Genomic DNA, 15,525 nt, shown 5'->3' on the forward strand with positions numbered 1-15,525 from the left:
ATTCTATCCGCCGGCGCTCGACGCCCTTCATAAAGAGGAAGCCGCCTTGCGGCGACTTCCAGAAGTTCAGCTTCGGGGCGGAGGACCGCCCCTCGACAAGTCAGCCTTCGACAGATTCGGCCAGAGCCGGCTCGATCGGAGCTTCGATGGAGGCGCCGATATCGCGGCCCGATGCACCCTGCTGGCGTGCGATGCCATCGATGGCAGCACGAGCGACCAGGTCGCAATAGAGAGCGATGGCGCGGGAAGCGTCGTCATTGCCGGGGATCGGGTAGTCGATCAGGTCCGGATCGCAGTTCGAGTCGATGATGGCGACGACCGGGATGCCCAGGCGCTTGGCTTCATCGATAGCGATCTTTTCCTTGTTCGTGTCGATGATGAACATCAGGTCCGGGGTGCCGCCCATATCACGGATACCGCCGAGAGCCTTGTCCAGCTTTTCGCGTTCGCGCTCAAGGTTCAGGCGCTCCTTCTTCGTGAAGCCCTGGGCATCCGAAGCGAGGATCTCGTCGAGCTTGCGCAGACGCTGGATCGAGTTCGAAATGGTCTTCCAGTTGGTCATCATGCCGCCGAGCCAGCGGGAGTTGACGTAATACTGGGCCGAACGCTTTGCGCTGTCGGCGATCAGCTCGGAAGCCTGACGCTTGGTGCCGACGAACAGGACGCGACCGCCACGGGCAACCGTGTCGGAAATGACCTGAAGGGCGCGCGACAGCATCGGAACGGTCTGAGCCAGGTCGATGATGTGGATATTGTTACGATCGCCGAAGATGTACGGCTTCATCTTCGGGTTCCAGCGATGCGTCTGGTGACCGAAGTGAATGCCAGCTTCCAGAAGCTGACGCATGCTAAAATCAGGCAATGCCATGCCTTTTCTCCTTGTTTCCGGTTTAACCCCCGCGAAGCGAACAGCTGTTTGGAAACAACAGCCACCGGCGGAACGGCCCGGATTTCTCCCGGACTATCCCAAGCTTCGCGTGTGGAATGGAGGTGCGCATAACTGTGTTGGCCGCCAAAAGCAAGCTCAACCTTCAACAATCAGGACTGTATCAGGCATCTTGTGCCCTGAACCCGGTATTTCAGACCCTGAGATGAGGGAATACAACGACGCTGTCAATCGTCGGCCGTCAACCCCGAAGCGGACATTGAGATCGTCTGTTCGGGGTGGCTGTCAGCCTGTCCCGCTTCAAACTAACCGCGTCATCCCGCGACGTGTTCGCGGGATGACGCCGATACAATGGGGCTAACCGAAGCAGACCTTCCTTCCGGTTGAGAAGGGTGGTTGGCGATCGTTAGTCAACCCAGCGGCTACAGACATCCAAGGCGAGGGCGGGAATATCGATCGATCGGGTCGTGTCCACGGCTATGGTGACCCCCACGCCCATGGGCCGGCCATATTCGGCCAACATATCCGGCGGCAAAGCGAGTAGGGGATGAGCGCCAGCGTGATGGGTGCAAGTGGCGGCCCGTGAGGCAAACCGCCTGGCCGTTTCAGCCGGCCCGCAATCACAATGGATTTCCACGATGTCGGCTTTGAGGGATCGAAGCTTCCCCAATTCATAGTCGCTATGAGGGCGGAAATTCGCCTCCAAAACGGCGAACGGCGTCCTCGTCGCCAGCGACCATAAAAGCTCCATGGCCGCGCCGCCCAATCGCCTGGAAGCCTCCAACGATCCGGCGTCGTCGCCCAGAACATCCATCAAGGTCTCCTTGATGAAGTCCTTGGAGAACAGCGGATAGCGGAGATGAGCCGCTAGCGGGACCGCTAGGGTCGTTTTACCGGCGCCTGGCGCTCCAGATACGATCACGAACCTGCGCCTCATCGTCCCCTCTCTCTCTGCGCCGTCACCCCGTCAAACCACCGGCACGCAGCAAGGAGGAAGCGGACGGTGGGCACGTCCGGGCTCAGGGTCGTGATGAATCATCAGGACAGACGCTAAATCCGGACATTCAGATCGCGACCGCGAGCAATTGTCGGTCCTGGTAAATTACCGCCCGTGCGACGCCGATCGTCAGTGGCAGTTCTCTGCCGCCGCGTCCTTGCCCAGAAGCTCAAGCTTCGACAGGGTGCCAGACAAAACGAAGTCACCATAATCCATGGTGAGGTCGCGGGTGATGCCATTGTCGTAAAGCTTGAAGGACATCCGATAGACCGGCAGCGCGTCGGTCTTGGTGTCCTCGTTGAAATAGGCCATGGTCACCGGCCAGAACGGCTTTGCGGCAAATTCTCCGGCGCTCTTGGCATCCGCATCATCGGGCTGCGGCATCTGTTGCGGGCCAACCACCGTGCTGGTCATAAGGCTCTGGTCGCCATCTTCGGATCCATCAAAAATGCGGGCCTCGAAGAAGCGCTTGCCGGAGCGGGCGTTCTCGATCACCTCCAGCATATGTTCCGTCGGAAATTGTGCCGGCGTCAGATCCACTTCACGCTGATCCGGTTTGGCGAGAGCCACTTTCATCCCGTCGGGCTGGTCGTTCGCCTCCCCGGTCACCTGCTTGTCCAGCTTCTCATCGGTGAACGACTTGGTGTCGAAGCGGAACTGGCGCGACGCGGCGTTCTCGAATGTGGTCGTCTGCTGGTCAGTCAGACGCATCTCTTCGCCCGTGTCGATCTTCGTCACGAAGCGGAAGTTGGTGGTGAAACCGGAGCAGGCCGAGCCGGTAAACTCATAGACCATGCGGCCGAACATCCCCTCGATGCCGGATCGGTCGGAGACATCCTTGAGCTTCAGATCATAGACCGCGCGATGGGCGACAAGCGCTCGCGCGCCCTCCATGCCGGCCAGTGCGGGCGAAACGGCGGACAGGGTGCCGCTTGCAAGAAGGACGGCTGCAAAGCTCTGTCGCAACATCCACAATCTCCTATGGGACTCGACGCGCAATGTTATATGAACGCCATCGAGAAATGCTTAGCGTCATGTTTGACGGAATCGCGTCTTTTTTACAATCAAGCCGGAGAACGAAATGTCGGAAGCGATCGAAACCCGCCTGAAAGAACTGGGGATTGAACTGCCGGTGGCGGCTGCACCTGCGGCCAACTATGTTCCCTACACGCAGAGCGGAACCACATTGTACATTTCCGGCCAGTTGCCGATGGAAGCCGGCAAGATCGCCATAACCGGCCTGGTCGGCGCAGATGTAGACGTGGCGACTGCCCAGCGCGCAGCCGAACTCTGCGCCATCAACATTCTGGCGCAGGTCAAGGCAGCGCTTGGCGGCGATCTCGGCAAGGTTCGCCGCGTGCTGAAGCTCAATGGCTTCATCGCCTCGGCCCCCGGTTTCATCGAACAGCATCTGGTGATGAACGGTGCTTCCAACCTGATTGCCAATGTGCTGGGTGAGGCTGGCAAACACGCCCGTGCCGCCGTCGGCATGGCCGCCCTGCCCTTCAATGCCGCCGTCGAAGTCGATGCCATCCTGGAAGTTGACGCATGAGCACGAATGCTGACTGGATCAAGGACATCCCGGTCGCCCATCGCGGCTATCATGACCTCAACAAGACCGTCTGGGAAAACACGCTCTCTGCCTTTTCGCGGGCGATCGATGCGGGCTTTGCCATTGAATGCGACATCCAGCTTTCGGCCGACAGCGTGCCGATGGTGTTTCACGACCACGACCTGCAGCGCCTTTGCGGCATACAGGGCGAAGTGCGCGAGCGGATGGCCAACGAGCTTGGCGCGCTGTCCGTGGGTGGAACGGCTGACCGCATCCCGACGCTGAAGCAGATGCTGGCGCTGGTGAAGGGCCGGGTTCCGCTGGTCATCGAATTGAAGGGCATGGACGCCGAACAGGATGACGGTTTCGTCGAAAGCGTGCTGGAGGTATTGGAAGGTTATGAGGGCAAGGTTGCCCTGATGAGCTTTGATTTCCACCTGCTGCGCAGCCTGAAGGCTGCCGGCGCGCCCTATCCCCTGGGCTTGACTGCCGAGGGCAATACGCCGGAGAAATTCTTCGAGCATGACGAAGCCATGCATCTGAAGCTTGATTTCATCTCCTATCATTGGGCTCACCTGCCCAACAGCTTCATCACGGCCCAGCGTTCACGCAACATCCCGGTGATTACCTGGACCGTGAGGGATGAAAACGCCCGCAGCCATACCTATACTCATGCCGACCAGATGACCTTCGAGGGTTTTGACCCGAGAGAAAGTGCCAAGCCCGCCGCATGACTGAAGATCTCACCATCCGCGTCGAAAAATCCTTCAACGCCATCAGCCCGGAAAGCTGGTCGCAGCTGTCGGGCACACGGCGCGGAGGCGAGACGCCCTTCAACCCGTTCCTGTCGCATGCCTTTCTATCCTCGCTGGAAGAATCAGGCTCGGCCTCGGCAAAGACCGGATGGATGGGCCATCACCTGCTGCTCGGGGATAGCGCCGGCACGCTGCTCGGCGCCATTCCCGGCTATCTAAAGAGCCATAGCCAGGGCGAATATGTTTTCGATCATGGCTGGGCGGATGCCTTCGAGCGCGCCGGCGGGCGCTATTATCCCAAACTTCAATGCGCAATACCCTTCACGCCGGCCAGCGGACCGCGACTGCTTGTGCGAGACGGTCATCAGCGCGATGCCCTGAAAGTGACGCTGGCCGCAAGCCTTGCCGAAGTCACCCGTCAGCTCGGCATTTCCTCGGCGCATGTCACCTTCCTGCCCGAGAGAGAGCTGCCGGCCTTTGAAAAGGCAGGCTTCCTGCGCCGCACTGACCAGCAGTTCCATTTCATCAATGAGGGTTATGAGAACCACGAGGCCTTTCTCGCACAGCTTTCCTCATCGAAACGCAAGAACCTGCGCAAGGAACGCCGCCAAGCACTCGAAAACGGCATCACCATCGACTGGCTGACCGGCAAGGACCTGACCGAGGAAATCTGGGACCAGTTCTTCACCTTCTATATCGATACCGGCAGCCGCAAATGGGGCAGACCGTATCTCACCCGGCAATTCTATTCGCTGATTGGCGAACGCATGGCCGATGATATCCTGCTGGTCATGGCCAGACGCAACGGCCGCTATGTGGCCGGCGCCATCAATTTCATCGGCGAGGAGGCGCTGTTTGGCCGGCATTGGGGCTGTATCGAAGACCACCCCTTCCTGCATTTCGAGGTCTGCTACCACCAGGCCATCGATTTTGCGCTTGCCAAGGGGCTGAAGCGCGTTGAGGCAGGCGCCCAAGGGGAGCACAAGCTTGCACGCGGCTATCTGCCTGTCGCCACGCATTCGGCCCACTACATTGCCCATCCGAGCCTTCGCCGGGCGATTGCCGATTATCTGCAACGCGAACGCCAGGAAGTGAACTATGCGAGCGAATACTTGAACGAGCACAGCCCTTTCCGCAAGGGAGAGCGGCAGGAGCAGGATTGATGAAGAATAGCGAGAGGAAGCAAGACCTATGAGCGGCCAGACCTATGACGAGACCAATATCTTTTCAAAGATGCTGAAGGGCGAAATTCCCGCCCACAAAGTTTATGAGGACGACCACACGCTCGCCTTCATGGATGTGATGCCGCAGGCGCCGGGCCATCTTCTGGTCATCCCGAAGATCGGGTCGCGCAACCTGCTCGACGCAGATCCTGAGGTTCTCTCACACCTCATCCCGGTGGTGCAGAAACTGGCCGTAGCAGCCAAGGAAGCCTTCGAGGCGGACGGTATATTCATCGCGCAGTTCAACGAACCCGCAGCCGGACAGACGGTGTTTCACCTGCATTTTCACGTCATTCCCCGCCATGAGGGAGAGCCGCTGAGACCACATTCCGGCAAGATGGAGGATCACGCCATTCTGGCTGCGAATGCTGAGAAGGTGCGCGCCGCGCTAGCATTGCAATAGGCTCAAGAGCCTATCTCCTCAACATTAAAGCACCATCAGTCCGGCAATCAGCAGTGCGATAGATACGCCTACGCAGACAATCACGCGCTGGCCCGTGAGCAGAAAGACGAGAAAGCCGATGCCAAGGGCTGCAAGCCGCAGCCAGAGCGGTGATTCGGCAAGTGTTCCTGTCGGGAAGAAGACGAGCTTTGAGGTTACGGCCATCACCAGTGCGGTGGCCACCGCCCTCACCCATTGCAGCGCCTCGGAGTCATCATCCAGCCGGTTGCCGACGATGACGCCGAGCCAGCGCCAGAGATCCGTTGCCAGCCAGCCGGCAATAATGATGACCAGATAGGTCCACCACCAGGCATCGCTCATGGCATGTCCTCCATCACGGAAGGGCTGGCCTTCGCCCGCCGACGCGGGCGCAGCACATAACGGTCAAACAGATAGGCCAGCGTGCCGCCGCCGAGCCCGGCATAGAGAATGTCAAATTCAGGCTCGATCATCGCCATGGCCGGCCCCATTACGACCCCGACCACAAAAGCCAGTTTCACCACGTCATGGCGAGCGCTCGCCCAGATGGAGGCGAAAAAATAAATCGGTGTCAGCATGAACAGCGCGCCCGCAACAATGGGCGGAAACTGCGCGACAATGCCATAGCAGACACCGACGATCACCGCGTTGATCAGCGTGAGCGTGATGGCAAAACCGCCGAAATAGGCAATCCGCTTATCACGCGGCACATCATTCAGGTGCTGGATGGCAAAGACCCAGGAGGTGATCGCAACGAAATGCGACAGGAAGAGCAAGAGCCAGGTCGGGCTTTTGTCGTTCTTCATGTCGGGCATGATCGAGGCAACCATCGGCATCATGCGGATCGATGACAGGGTCACAGCAAGAAAGCTGGCCGCCAGCGGCGCACCGCCAGCCATGGTGCCGATGAGGATCATCTTGGCCGGCAGGGCCCAGACCACCAGCGTCATGAACACGGCCTCACCGCGGCCAATGCCGGATTCAAGCGCAAAGGCGCTGAAGCCGACAAAGGATGTCATCAGAATCAAGGCAGGCAAAGAGAGGATGCCGCGCATGCCGGAGAGAAACCAGGACAGGCTGGAGCGCACATCGGAGGGAGAAAACAGCATGGGGCATTCCGGCAAAGACCGATCGTTGACCGGCAGAACAGAAAGATGCCGGGGAAGATCCCCGGCATGTCATTGTCTTTAAGGGCGTTTATTTCTTCTTCGGCACCCGTGGCACCGTAGAGCCCTTGCGGGGCTTTTCGGCGGGCTCTTCGGTCAGCACGTCATCCTCGGTCTCGGACGTCGCCTTCAGCGATTTTTCCTTCGGCGCGGCTTTGCCTTTGCCCTTGTCGGCCTTCGTCTTCAACTTGGCCTTGACATCGACGTCTTCCGCCGATTCGACCTCAGCCTCCGGCTTCGGCTTTACCGGTGCCATTTCCGAGATCGATTCGAGAACGAGGCCATCCTTGCCATCATCCTTCTTGCCGACTGTGACGCGCACAACGCCACCCTTGCGAAGCGCACCGAACAGGATCTCGTTGGCGAGCGGCTTCTTGATATGCTCCTGGATAACGCGCGACAGCGGACGTGCCCCCATCCGTTCGTCATACCCCTTCTCGGCCAGCCAGGCGATCGCGTCCTGATGGAGGTCGAAAGTGATGTTGCGTTCGGACAGCTGGGTTTCCAGCTGCATGACAAATTTCTGCACCACCTGATGGATCACTTCGGTCGGCAGCGGTGCAAACGGGATAACCGCATCAAGACGGTTGCGGAATTCCGGCGTGAACAGGCGGTTGATCGCCTCCTCATCCTCACCCGTGCGCTTGGAAGACCCGAAGCCAAAGGCGGCCTTGGCCATTTCGGAGGCGCCCGCATTGGTCGTCATGATCAGGATGACATTGCGGAAGTCGATCTTCTTGCCGTTGTGATCCGTCAGCGAGCCGTGGTCCATCACCTGCAACAGGATGTTGTAGATGTCCGGATGGGCCTTCTCGATTTCGTCAAGCAGCACGACGGAATGCGGATGCTGGTCCACCTGGTCGGTCAACAATCCGCCCTGGTCGAAACCGACATAGCCGGGAGGTGCACCGAGCAGACGCGAGACCGTGTGCCGCTCCATATATTCCGACATGTCGAAGCGTAGCAGTTCCACGCCCAGCGACGAGGCAAGCTGCTTGGCAACCTCCGTCTTGCCGACGCCTGTCGGACCAGAAAACACGTAGGAGCCGATCGGCTTGTTCGGTTCGCGCAGGCCTGCACGGGCAAGCTTGATGGCGGTAGACAAAGCCTCGATCGCCGTGTCCTGCCCATAGACGACCGAGCGCAATTCCTTTTCCAGATTGGCGAGAACCATCTCGTCATCCTTGGAAACGGTCTTGGCCGGAATCCGGGCCATGGTGGCGATCGTGACCTCGATCTCCTTTTCGGTGATCAGCTTGCGACGCTTGGAGGCCGGCAGCAGCATCTGTGCCGCTCCGGTCTCGTCGATCACATCGATCGCCTTGTCCGGCAGCTTGCGGTCCGAGATGTAGCGTGCCGACAATTCCACCGCCGATCTGATCGCCTCATTGGTGTAGCGCAGCTTGTGATAATCCTCGAAATAGGGCTTCAAGCCCTTCATGATCTCGATGGCATCGTCGATCGACGGCTCGTTGACATCAATCTTCTGGAAGCGACGCACCAGTGCCCGGTCCTTTTCGAAGAACTGGCGATATTCCTTGTAGGTGGTCGAGCCGATGCAACGGATCGCACCGGACGACAGAGCCGGCTTCAGGAGATTCGATGCGTCCATGGCGCCGCCCGAGGTGGCGCCGGCACCAATCACCGTATGGATTTCATCGATGAACAGCACGGCGCCCGGATATTCTTCCAGTTCCTTGACGACCTGCTTCAGCCGCTCTTCGAAGTCACCGCGATAGCGGGTGCCTGCCAGAAGCGTGCCCATGTCAAGCGAGAAGATGGTGGCATCAGCCAGCGCTTCCGGCACCTTGCCTTCAACGATGCGCTTGGCCAGTCCCTCGGCAATCGCAGTCTTGCCGACGCCCGGATCTCCCACATAGAGCGGATTGTTCTTCGAGCGGCGGCACAGCACCTGGATGGTACGGTTGACTTCCGAATGGCGGCCGATCAGCGGATCGATGCGGCCGCTGACGGCCTTTTCATTGAGGTTGACGCAATAGGCCTTCAGCGCATCCTGCGGCTTCTTGGAGGAACCCTCGTCCTGTTCACGGCCGGGCTTTGCATCCGGCTCGTTTTCGTCGGCACCACGCGGCGGACGCGGCTGCGACGCACCCGGACGCTTGCCAATGCCGTGGCTGATATAGTTGACCGCGTCATAGCGGGTCATTTCCTGCTCCTGCAGAAAAAACGCCGCATGGCTTTCGCGCTCGGCAAAGATCGCCACGAGCACATTGGCGCCGGTGACTTCCTCGCGGCCGGACGACTGGACGTGGATGACCGCACGCTGGATGACGCGCTGGAAGCCGGAGGTCGGCTTGGAATCCTCGTCATAGCCGGTCACGAGATTGGCGAGTTCGTTGTCGACATAATCCGAGACTGTTTTTCTCAGAACGTCGAGATTGACGTTGCAGGCTCCCATCACCGCTGCTGCATCAGCATCGTCGATCAAGGCGAGCAGCAGGTGTTCAAGCGTGGCATATTCGTGGTGCCGCTCGTTGGCGAAGGTCAGTGCCTGATGCAGCGCCTTTTCGAGACTAGGCGAAAATGTTGGCACGTCGGTTCCTCACTTCTTTTCCATGACACATTGCAGCGGATGCTGGTGCTGGCGGGCAAAATCCATGACTTGGCTCACCTTGGTCTCAGCAACCTCATACGTAAAGACCCCACATTCGCCGACACCATGATTGTGAACGTGCAGCATAATGCGAGTGGCCGCTTCGCGGTCTTTCTGGAAGAAACGCTCCAGTATATGGATGACGAAGTCCATAGGGGTATAATCGTCATTTAGCAGCAGGACACGGTAGAGGCTGGGCTTCTTGGTCTTCGCTTTCGTACGGGTGATCACCGACGTTCCGCGATTGCCCTTGTCTGCGTGGTCGTCCTTGTCGTTTTGCATACGGATCGGCTGTGCGATCATCTCTCTTCATTCCCCAGTTGTCCGGAGGCTTGAACCAAGTCTGCCTGACCGAACATCAGATGCCCTTATTTAGTTCGCCATCTGCTGATTTTAAGCCCCTTGCGCCGTGGCGCAATCACTATTCCTGCTGGAAGGAGCTTGAAGGACAGATTTCGCACCGGGAAAGACAAATCCGAATCAAAAAGGGCCGCCAGCATCCTCGACGCTAGCGGCCCTGAACTGTGCTGGCCACTCATGGCCAAACGATGGTCGCCTGTTTTAGGCCGGGCTGGAAGCCACAACAGCCGTCGCGCGAGCCACGGGTGCCTCATAGGGCTTGTAACCGGTCTTGGCGAGATCTGTGTACATTTCGCCAAGTTTCGTGGCTTCGGCAAAAAAGCCTTCAAAGGCCGATTTGGCGAATTTCGTCTGCAGCTCGTAAACGGCTTCGACGCTACGTGCCGCCATCAGCTGCTCCATATAGGAACCCATATCCTGAAAAGACTTGCGCGAATAATCCGTCGCTTCGCCGGCAATCGCCTGAAAGCTCTTCGTCATCTCCGCATAGCTGCGCAGAACGGTATCGACCGTTTCCTTGCTCTTGCGATTGGCTTCATCAAGATTGAACACTTACCGCCTCCATAGGTTTTATTCCAACATTCTTATGGAATGATTCCGCAATGCAAAAGTCAAGTGCGAAACCGTTCGCAAATGCGAAATGCCAGATGTGGCACATAAAGTTTCACCTGTCGGAAAGTCCTGCGGTGAAAGACCCATTAAAAACGGCGGGTCACCAGAGTGCCCGCCGGATCGTCCTTCAGAATTATTGTCGACTCACAGATCAACGTCGAGGATCGCCATCTGGAAGTTGTAGGAGCGCTCATCGTCCTCGTCATCGACATAGATCACGCCGAGGAATTCGTCGCCCGCATAAACCTCTGCCGAATCGTCCTTGCGTGGGCGTGCCTTGACGACCATGGCCGGGTTGAACACCCGCTTGAAGTAGGCGTCGAGCTTCTTGATTTCGTCGGGTTTCACTTGTGTTTCTCCGTCAGCGTTCGCGTTGCGGCGCTTTTGGCACGGGACAAAGGCGAAAGTAAAGAACGTCCGCCACTCATCCAGTCCAGATCGCCTGCCCTGCGATCATTCTTCGGACCGCAAGATCTGGTCCATCAGGCGGGAGGGTTCGGAACACCCTGCTTCCCCGACCACTTTGGCCGGCACGCCGGCAACCGTGGTCTTGGGCGGAACGGCCTTCAGCACGACAGAACCAGCCGCCACGCGTGAGCAATGGCCGATCTCGATATTGCCGAGGATCTTTGCGCCAGCACCGATCAGAACGCCATTGGCGATCTTCGGATGCCGGTCGGCGCCCTCCTTGCCAGTGCCGCCCAGCGTAACACCGTGCAGTATAGAGACATTGTCGCCGATGACCGCCGTTTCGCCAACCACGAAGCCAGTGGCGTGATCAAGGAAGATGCCCTTGCCGATACGGGCAGCCGGATTGATATCCGTCTGGAAAACCGAGGATGCGCGGCTCTGCAGATACATGGCGAAATCACGCCGGTCGCGTTTCATCAGCCAATGAGCCAGCCGGTGCGTCTGGATGGCATGAAAGCCCTTGAAATAGAGGACGGGCTCGACAAACCGCAGGCATGCCGGATCACGATCGTAATAGGCCTGGATATCGACGCGCAGGATAGATCCCCATTCGGGCCAATCGGCCAGCATTTCCTCGAATGTCTGGCGCAGCAGCACCGCCTGCAGGTCCGGATGGTCCAGCCGTTCGCAGATCCGGTGAATGACGCAGTCTTCCAGCGAACGGTGGTTGAGCACCGTCGAATAGAGGAAAGCTGCGAGCACGGGATCCCTGTCTGCACCGCTCTTTGCTTCGTGGCGCAAGGTGTCCCAGATCGGATCGACGGAGGCTAGGGTCTCGGTCGTGCGGATATCAGTGCGTGCCGCCATGGCAGTACCCTCGTTTGCGGGAGAGCCCATTATATAGAACAGTATTGCAAAAACGCCAATGCCGGCGAAACGGATGACCCGACATCAGCCTGTTGCCAGTTGGCTGTAGAAGTCCAGCACAGCCGCCTTGAACACCCGGTCGCCGACGGCCAGCATGTGGTCACGGTTGGGAATATCGATGGCCTGCGCATGTGGCATCAGCGCCGCCAGTTCCTGCGGTGAACCGGCAATATCGTCTTTGGTGCCAACGCCAATCAACGTCGGCGTTTCGATGCGGCCCATATCGCTGCGCGCCACCAGATCGCGTGAGCCACGGATACAGGCGGCCAGAGCCTCGCGGTCGCTTTTCGTCTGGTCGGCAAAGGCCCGGAACATACGTCCACGGGCATGCGTAACATCCTCCAGCGAGGGGGCAAGCAGCGCATCGGCGATCGGATCCCAGTCGCCGACGCCATCGGTCATGCCGATACCCAGCCCGCCCAGCACCAGTGAGCGCACGCGGTCCGGATAGGCAAGCGTGGCAAAGGTCGAGATGCGCGCCCCCATGGAATAGCCCATTAGATGGGCAGTCTTGACGCCCAGATGGTCAAGCAGCGCCATAGCATCACCCGCCATAACGGAAGGATGATAGGCTTCCACCTCACGCGGCTTGTCGCTCGCGCCATGGCCGCGATTGTCGAGCGCGATCACCCGGTAACCCGCCTCGCCCAGCGTCTTCAACCAGCCCGGATAGACCCAGTTCACATTGGCTGTCGAGGCAAAGCCATGGATCAGCAGAACGGGCTCGCCGCCAGGATCACCTTGGTCGAAATAGGCCAGCTGCAGGTTCTCGTGGTGGAAACTGGAAAATTCGGGGGCATTGAGGTTCATGGGCACGGCTTCCTTTTGGTGCGCGATCATATGCGAAACAGTGCCGCGCTTGAACAGCACGCCCATGAAATTTCAGTGCAGGCCCGTGTTTCCCCTACACTTTCGCTTAGCACCCCTATAGAGTCAGCGCCAAACGATCAGATCATTGGAGACGAATATGGCCGGTCACGGTATCCCCCATTTCCAGAACGACGGTGGACATCGCCTTATCGAGGTGGGCGTGAAGGAATTCATGTGCACCGGCGCTTCCGTGCCTTATGACCACCCGCATATCTACATCGACATGGGCGACGACAACGAAAAGGTCTGCTCCTATTGCTCGACGCTCTACCGTTATAACCCCGCCCTGAAAGCGGAACAGACCAATCCTCCAGGCTGCACCTTCCACGTCAAAGCCGCCTGACCAGAGCCGAATCATGAATGTCGAAAATGCCGCGATCATAGGCGCGGGAATGGCTGGCCTGACGGCCGCTCTTGCGTTGTCTCGTCGCGGCATTTCCTGCCAGGTGATTGAGCAGGCGCCCTATCTGGCCGAAGTGGGCGCCGGCCTGCAGCTTTCGCCGAATGCAACGCGCATTCTTGGGCGGCTCGGTGTGCTGCCGCAACTGGAACACGTCTGGACGGAACCGGACATGATTGCACTTGCATCGGGCCGCACGCTCGGGCGCATCGCTCATGTGCCGGTCGGACGGTCGGCACGCGAGCGCTGGCGTGCGCCTTATGGTGTTCTTCACCGCGGCACTCTCCAGACTGTGCTGAGCGCTGCCGTTTCGGCAGAACCTCTCTGCTCATTGCATCTTGGCCACCGCATCGATCGCGCCGATCCCGCGACGGTTGCCGCAGTCACCGGCGTGACGCCGGACCTGATCATCGGTGCCGACGGTGTATGGTCGATGGTGCGGGAATCGATCACCAATGCGCCGGAGCCGGATTTTTCCCGCAATGTCGCCTGGCGCTTCACCATAGCGTCCGAAGTTGCCCCGGATTTCCTGTCACCGTATTCGGTCACGGCCTTTCTCGGACCCTCGGCCCACATTGTATCCTATCCACTGCGCGAAATCGGCGGCTACAACATCGTGGCCATCGCCAGCGGCGTCGATCCGGGCCACACTTGGGAAGCCCATGGAGATACGCGGCAAAAGCAAATCCTGCTGGATCAGTTTCACGGCTGGCATCCCAAGGTGATCGACCTGCTGCGCGGCACGCAGGATGCAAAATTCTGGCCGCTCTATCAGGTCAGCAATGGCGCATGGCAGAATGGCCGCAACACGGTGCTTATCGGTGACGCAGCGCATGCGATGATGCCGTTTGCCGCACAAGGCGCTGCCATGGCAATCGAGGATGGTTGGCAACTGGCCTTGTGCCTATCGTCAGCCACAAGCCTGCCGGCAGCACTTGCGGCCTACGAATCGGTGCGCAAGGCCCGAATAGCCCGCGTGCGCCAGCGTGGCAGCTTCAACCGCTTTGCCTATCACCTGCGCGGCCCCCTGCGGTTTGGGCGTGATCTTGTGCTGTCGCTACGTCCGCCGCAATCGCTCGCGGCGGACATGGATTGGCTCTACGGTTACGAGGCCAGTTGATCAGGCTTTTGCCATGGCGGCAAAACCGTTTTCGAGATCCGCCTTCAGGTCGGCGACATCCTCAAGCCCGATCTGAAGGCGGATGACCGGCCCCTCACTGGGCGCCTTGCAGATGGTGCGGTCGCTCAGATTGACATGCACTGCAAGGCTCTCATAACCGCCCCAGGAATAGCCAAGGCCGAAGAGGGACAGCGCATCCAGGAATGCATGCGCCTTGCGCTTGAAATCATCCTCGTGATCGACCTTCAGCACAATCGAGAAGACACCCGTGGCACCCTTGAAATCACGCTTCCAGATCGCGTGTCCCGGAAAGCTTTCGAGCGCCGGGTGCAGGACGCGCACCACGTCATTGCGCTCCTCCAGAAAGCGGGCGATATCGAGGGCGCTTTTCTGATGATGGGCAAGTCGAACGCCCATGGTGCGCAGGCCGCGCAGAATCTGATAGCTGTCATCAGGCGAGCCGCAGGTGCCCAGTGTGAGTTGTGCCTCCTGCAGGCGGGGCCAGTGCTTTTCGTTGGCAGACACCGATCCCATGATGATATCGGAATGGCCGGACGGGTACTTCGTCGTGGCATGCATGGACACATCGACGCCGAAATCGAGCGCCCGGAAGTAGAGCGGCGTTGCCCATGTATTGTCCATGGTGACGACGCAATCATGCCGGTGCGCCGCATCGGCGATGGCACGAATATCCTGCATTTCGAACGTGTTGGAGCCCGGAGCCTCGGTATGCACTAGCTTCGTGTTCGGACGGATCAGCGCTTCGATACCCGCACCGACCAACGGATCGTAATACTCGATCTCCACGCCCATCCGGGTCAGCATCGTATCGCAGAAGTGCCGGCAGGGATGATAGACAGAATCGACGATCAGCGCATGGTCGCCGGCTGACAGATAGGCGAGGAAAGGCACGGTAATCGCCGCCAGTCCCGATGGCACCAGAATGGTGCCGGCCGAGCCCTCCAGGGCATTCAGCGCGTCGCACAGAGCATCTGTCGTCGGCGTCCCGCGTGTCCCGTAACTATATTTCTGTGCCCGCGTCTCCATGGTCTTGCAATCGGGGAATAGGACCGTGGACGCATGAACGACCGGCGGATTCACAAAACCGTGATAGCTCATAGGATCATGTCCCAGATGAGCAAGGCGCGTGTTGTCGCCGGCATTGGCCAGGGTGAAGGCTTTGTCTTTCATAAGGAAACAGGCTTTCGCAA

At 59.1% G+C, this 15,525-nt stretch carries 18 protein-coding genes; 6 read left to right on the top strand and 12 right to left on the bottom strand.

What is annotated here, in order from left to right:
• Positions 1 to 100: 100 nt before the first annotated feature.
• The 3 genes from rpsB to E8M77_RS17075 all read right to left on the bottom strand — a co-directional run bounded on the left by rpsB (position 101) and on the right by E8M77_RS17075 (position 2,852).
• Positions 101 to 868 (bottom strand): 30S ribosomal protein S2, encoded by a 768-nt coding sequence (gene rpsB, locus E8M77_RS17065; protein ID WP_137131986.1) that lies wholly within the window; start codon positions 866 to 868, stop codon positions 101 to 103.
• 424 nt (positions 869 to 1,292) lie between these two features.
• Positions 1,293 to 1,823, bottom strand: a complete 531-nt coding sequence (locus tag E8M77_RS17070; protein ID WP_137131840.1) for an AAA family ATPase — start codon at positions 1,821 to 1,823, stop codon at positions 1,293 to 1,295.
• Between the two features lie 189 nt (positions 1,824 to 2,012).
• Complete coding sequence (locus tag E8M77_RS17075) at positions 2,013 to 2,852, bottom strand: cell envelope integrity EipB family protein (RefSeq protein ID WP_137131841.1); 840 nt, start codon at positions 2,850 to 2,852, stop codon at positions 2,013 to 2,015.
• Positions 2,853 to 2,964: 112 nt separating this feature from the next.
• Between E8M77_RS17075 and E8M77_RS17080 the strand changes: the two genes are divergently transcribed.
• From E8M77_RS17080 to E8M77_RS17095, 4 genes are read left to right on the top strand one after another with little or no spacing between them, the layout of a single operon-like run.
• Positions 2,965 to 3,435, top strand: a complete 471-nt coding sequence (locus tag E8M77_RS17080) for a RidA family protein (protein WP_137131842.1) — start codon at positions 2,965 to 2,967, stop codon at positions 3,433 to 3,435.
• The gene (locus E8M77_RS17085; RefSeq protein WP_170975917.1) at positions 3,432 to 4,169 is read left to right on the top strand and encodes a glycerophosphodiester phosphodiesterase; all 738 of its coding nucleotides are present in this window, start codon (positions 3,432 to 3,434) and stop codon (positions 4,167 to 4,169) included. Before E8M77_RS17080 ends, E8M77_RS17085 begins: the two co-directional genes overlap by 4 nt.
• A complete protein-coding gene (locus E8M77_RS17090) occupies positions 4,166 to 5,353 on the top strand; it encodes a GNAT family N-acetyltransferase (RefSeq protein ID WP_137131843.1) in 1,188 nt (395 codons plus the stop codon). Before E8M77_RS17085 ends, E8M77_RS17090 begins: the two co-directional genes overlap by 4 nt.
• A gap of 28 nt (positions 5,354 to 5,381) precedes the next feature.
• Positions 5,382 to 5,816 (top strand): HIT family protein, encoded by a 435-nt coding sequence (locus E8M77_RS17095; RefSeq protein WP_137131844.1) that lies wholly within the window; start codon positions 5,382 to 5,384, stop codon positions 5,814 to 5,816.
• A gap of 24 nt (positions 5,817 to 5,840) precedes the next feature.
• Here E8M77_RS17095 and E8M77_RS17100 read toward each other — a convergent pair whose 3' ends face one another.
• From E8M77_RS17100 to E8M77_RS17135, 8 genes are all read right to left on the bottom strand, one after another.
• The gene (locus E8M77_RS17100; RefSeq protein ID WP_137131845.1) at positions 5,841 to 6,176 is read right to left on the bottom strand and encodes an AzlD domain-containing protein; all 336 of its coding nucleotides are present in this window, start codon (positions 6,174 to 6,176) and stop codon (positions 5,841 to 5,843) included.
• Positions 6,173 to 6,943 (bottom strand): AzlC family ABC transporter permease, encoded by a 771-nt coding sequence (locus E8M77_RS17105; RefSeq protein ID WP_137131846.1) that lies wholly within the window; start codon positions 6,941 to 6,943, stop codon positions 6,173 to 6,175. The genes E8M77_RS17100 and E8M77_RS17105 overlap by 4 nt, the downstream gene beginning before the upstream one ends.
• A gap of 88 nt (positions 6,944 to 7,031) precedes the next feature.
• On the bottom strand, positions 7,032 to 9,554 hold the full coding sequence (gene clpA / locus E8M77_RS17110; protein ID WP_137131847.1) for an ATP-dependent Clp protease ATP-binding subunit ClpA: 2,523 nt from the start codon (positions 9,552 to 9,554) through the stop codon (positions 7,032 to 7,034).
• A gap of 9 nt (positions 9,555 to 9,563) precedes the next feature.
• Positions 9,564 to 9,917 carry an ATP-dependent Clp protease adapter ClpS gene (clpS, locus tag E8M77_RS17115; RefSeq protein ID WP_137131848.1) on the bottom strand — a complete coding sequence of 118 codons (354 nt, stop codon included), beginning with the start codon at positions 9,915 to 9,917 and terminating at the stop codon, positions 9,564 to 9,566.
• Positions 9,918 to 10,175: 258 nt separating this feature from the next.
• Entirely contained in the window at positions 10,176 to 10,526 is a 351-nt protein-coding gene (locus E8M77_RS17120) for a phasin family protein (RefSeq protein ID WP_137131849.1), read from the bottom strand.
• Between the two features lie 204 nt (positions 10,527 to 10,730).
• A complete protein-coding gene (locus E8M77_RS17125; protein ID WP_137131850.1) occupies positions 10,731 to 10,934 on the bottom strand; it encodes a DUF3126 family protein in 204 nt (67 codons plus the stop codon).
• 105 nt (positions 10,935 to 11,039) lie between these two features.
• Positions 11,040 to 11,864 (bottom strand): serine O-acetyltransferase, encoded by an 825-nt coding sequence (cysE, locus tag E8M77_RS17130; RefSeq protein WP_137131851.1) that lies wholly within the window; start codon positions 11,862 to 11,864, stop codon positions 11,040 to 11,042.
• A gap of 84 nt (positions 11,865 to 11,948) precedes the next feature.
• Complete coding sequence (locus E8M77_RS17135) at positions 11,949 to 12,734, bottom strand: alpha/beta hydrolase (protein ID WP_137131852.1); 786 nt, start codon at positions 12,732 to 12,734, stop codon at positions 11,949 to 11,951.
• 157 nt (positions 12,735 to 12,891) lie between these two features.
• On the opposite strand from E8M77_RS17135, the gene E8M77_RS17140 reads away from it, so the two are divergent.
• Together E8M77_RS17140 and E8M77_RS17145 are read left to right on the top strand one after the other, a co-directional pair.
• A complete protein-coding gene (locus E8M77_RS17140) occupies positions 12,892 to 13,137 on the top strand; it encodes a zinc-finger domain-containing protein (RefSeq protein ID WP_137131853.1) in 246 nt (81 codons plus the stop codon).
• Between the two features lie 13 nt (positions 13,138 to 13,150).
• A complete protein-coding gene (locus tag E8M77_RS17145) occupies positions 13,151 to 14,314 on the top strand; it encodes an FAD-dependent monooxygenase (RefSeq protein ID WP_137131854.1) in 1,164 nt (387 codons plus the stop codon).
• Here E8M77_RS17145 and E8M77_RS17150 read toward each other — a convergent pair whose 3' ends face one another.
• Positions 14,315 to 15,505 (bottom strand): cystathionine beta-lyase, encoded by a 1,191-nt coding sequence (locus E8M77_RS17150; protein ID WP_137131855.1) that lies wholly within the window; start codon positions 15,503 to 15,505, stop codon positions 14,315 to 14,317.
• Positions 15,506 to 15,525 lie beyond the last annotated feature (20 nt).

The sequence above is a fragment of the Rhizobium sp. FY34 genome (assembly GCF_005222845.1).
Lineage (GTDB): Bacteria > Pseudomonadota > Alphaproteobacteria > Rhizobiales > Rhizobiaceae > Neorhizobium.

What these genes read in the sequence shown, in the direction of transcription:
- rpsB (WP_137131986.1), bottom strand. Translation starts at nt 868, where the DNA reads ATGGCATTGCCTGATTTTAGCATGCGTCAGCTTCTGGAAGCTGGCATT.
- E8M77_RS17070 (WP_137131840.1), bottom strand. Translation starts at nt 1,823, where the DNA reads ATGAGGCGCAGGTTCGTGATCGTATCTGGAGCGCCAGGCGCCGGTAAA.
- E8M77_RS17075 (WP_137131841.1), bottom strand. Translation starts at nt 2,852, where the DNA reads ATGTTGCGACAGAGCTTTGCAGCCGTCCTTCTTGCAAGCGGCACCCTG.
- E8M77_RS17080 (WP_137131842.1), top strand. Translation starts at nt 2,965, where the DNA reads ATGTCGGAAGCGATCGAAACCCGCCTGAAAGAACTGGGGATTGAACTG.
- E8M77_RS17085 (WP_170975917.1), top strand. Translation starts at nt 3,432, where the DNA reads ATGAGCACGAATGCTGACTGGATCAAGGACATCCCGGTCGCCCATCGC.
- E8M77_RS17090 (WP_137131843.1), top strand. Translation starts at nt 4,166, where the DNA reads ATGACTGAAGATCTCACCATCCGCGTCGAAAAATCCTTCAACGCCATC.
- E8M77_RS17095 (WP_137131844.1), top strand. Translation starts at nt 5,382, where the DNA reads ATGAGCGGCCAGACCTATGACGAGACCAATATCTTTTCAAAGATGCTG.
- E8M77_RS17100 (WP_137131845.1), bottom strand. Translation starts at nt 6,176, where the DNA reads ATGAGCGATGCCTGGTGGTGGACCTATCTGGTCATCATTATTGCCGGC.
- E8M77_RS17105 (WP_137131846.1), bottom strand. Translation starts at nt 6,943, where the DNA reads ATGCTGTTTTCTCCCTCCGATGTGCGCTCCAGCCTGTCCTGGTTTCTC.
- clpS (WP_137131848.1), bottom strand. Translation starts at nt 9,917, where the DNA reads ATGATCGCACAGCCGATCCGTATGCAAAACGACAAGGACGACCACGCA.
- cysE (WP_137131851.1), bottom strand. Translation starts at nt 11,864, where the DNA reads ATGGCGGCACGCACTGATATCCGCACGACCGAGACCCTAGCCTCCGTC.
- E8M77_RS17135 (WP_137131852.1), bottom strand. Translation starts at nt 12,734, where the DNA reads ATGAACCTCAATGCCCCCGAATTTTCCAGTTTCCACCACGAGAACCTG.
- E8M77_RS17140 (WP_137131853.1), top strand. Translation starts at nt 12,892, where the DNA reads ATGGCCGGTCACGGTATCCCCCATTTCCAGAACGACGGTGGACATCGC.
- E8M77_RS17145 (WP_137131854.1), top strand. Translation starts at nt 13,151, where the DNA reads ATGAATGTCGAAAATGCCGCGATCATAGGCGCGGGAATGGCTGGCCTG.
- E8M77_RS17150 (WP_137131855.1), bottom strand. Translation starts at nt 15,505, where the DNA reads ATGAAAGACAAAGCCTTCACCCTGGCCAATGCCGGCGACAACACGCGC.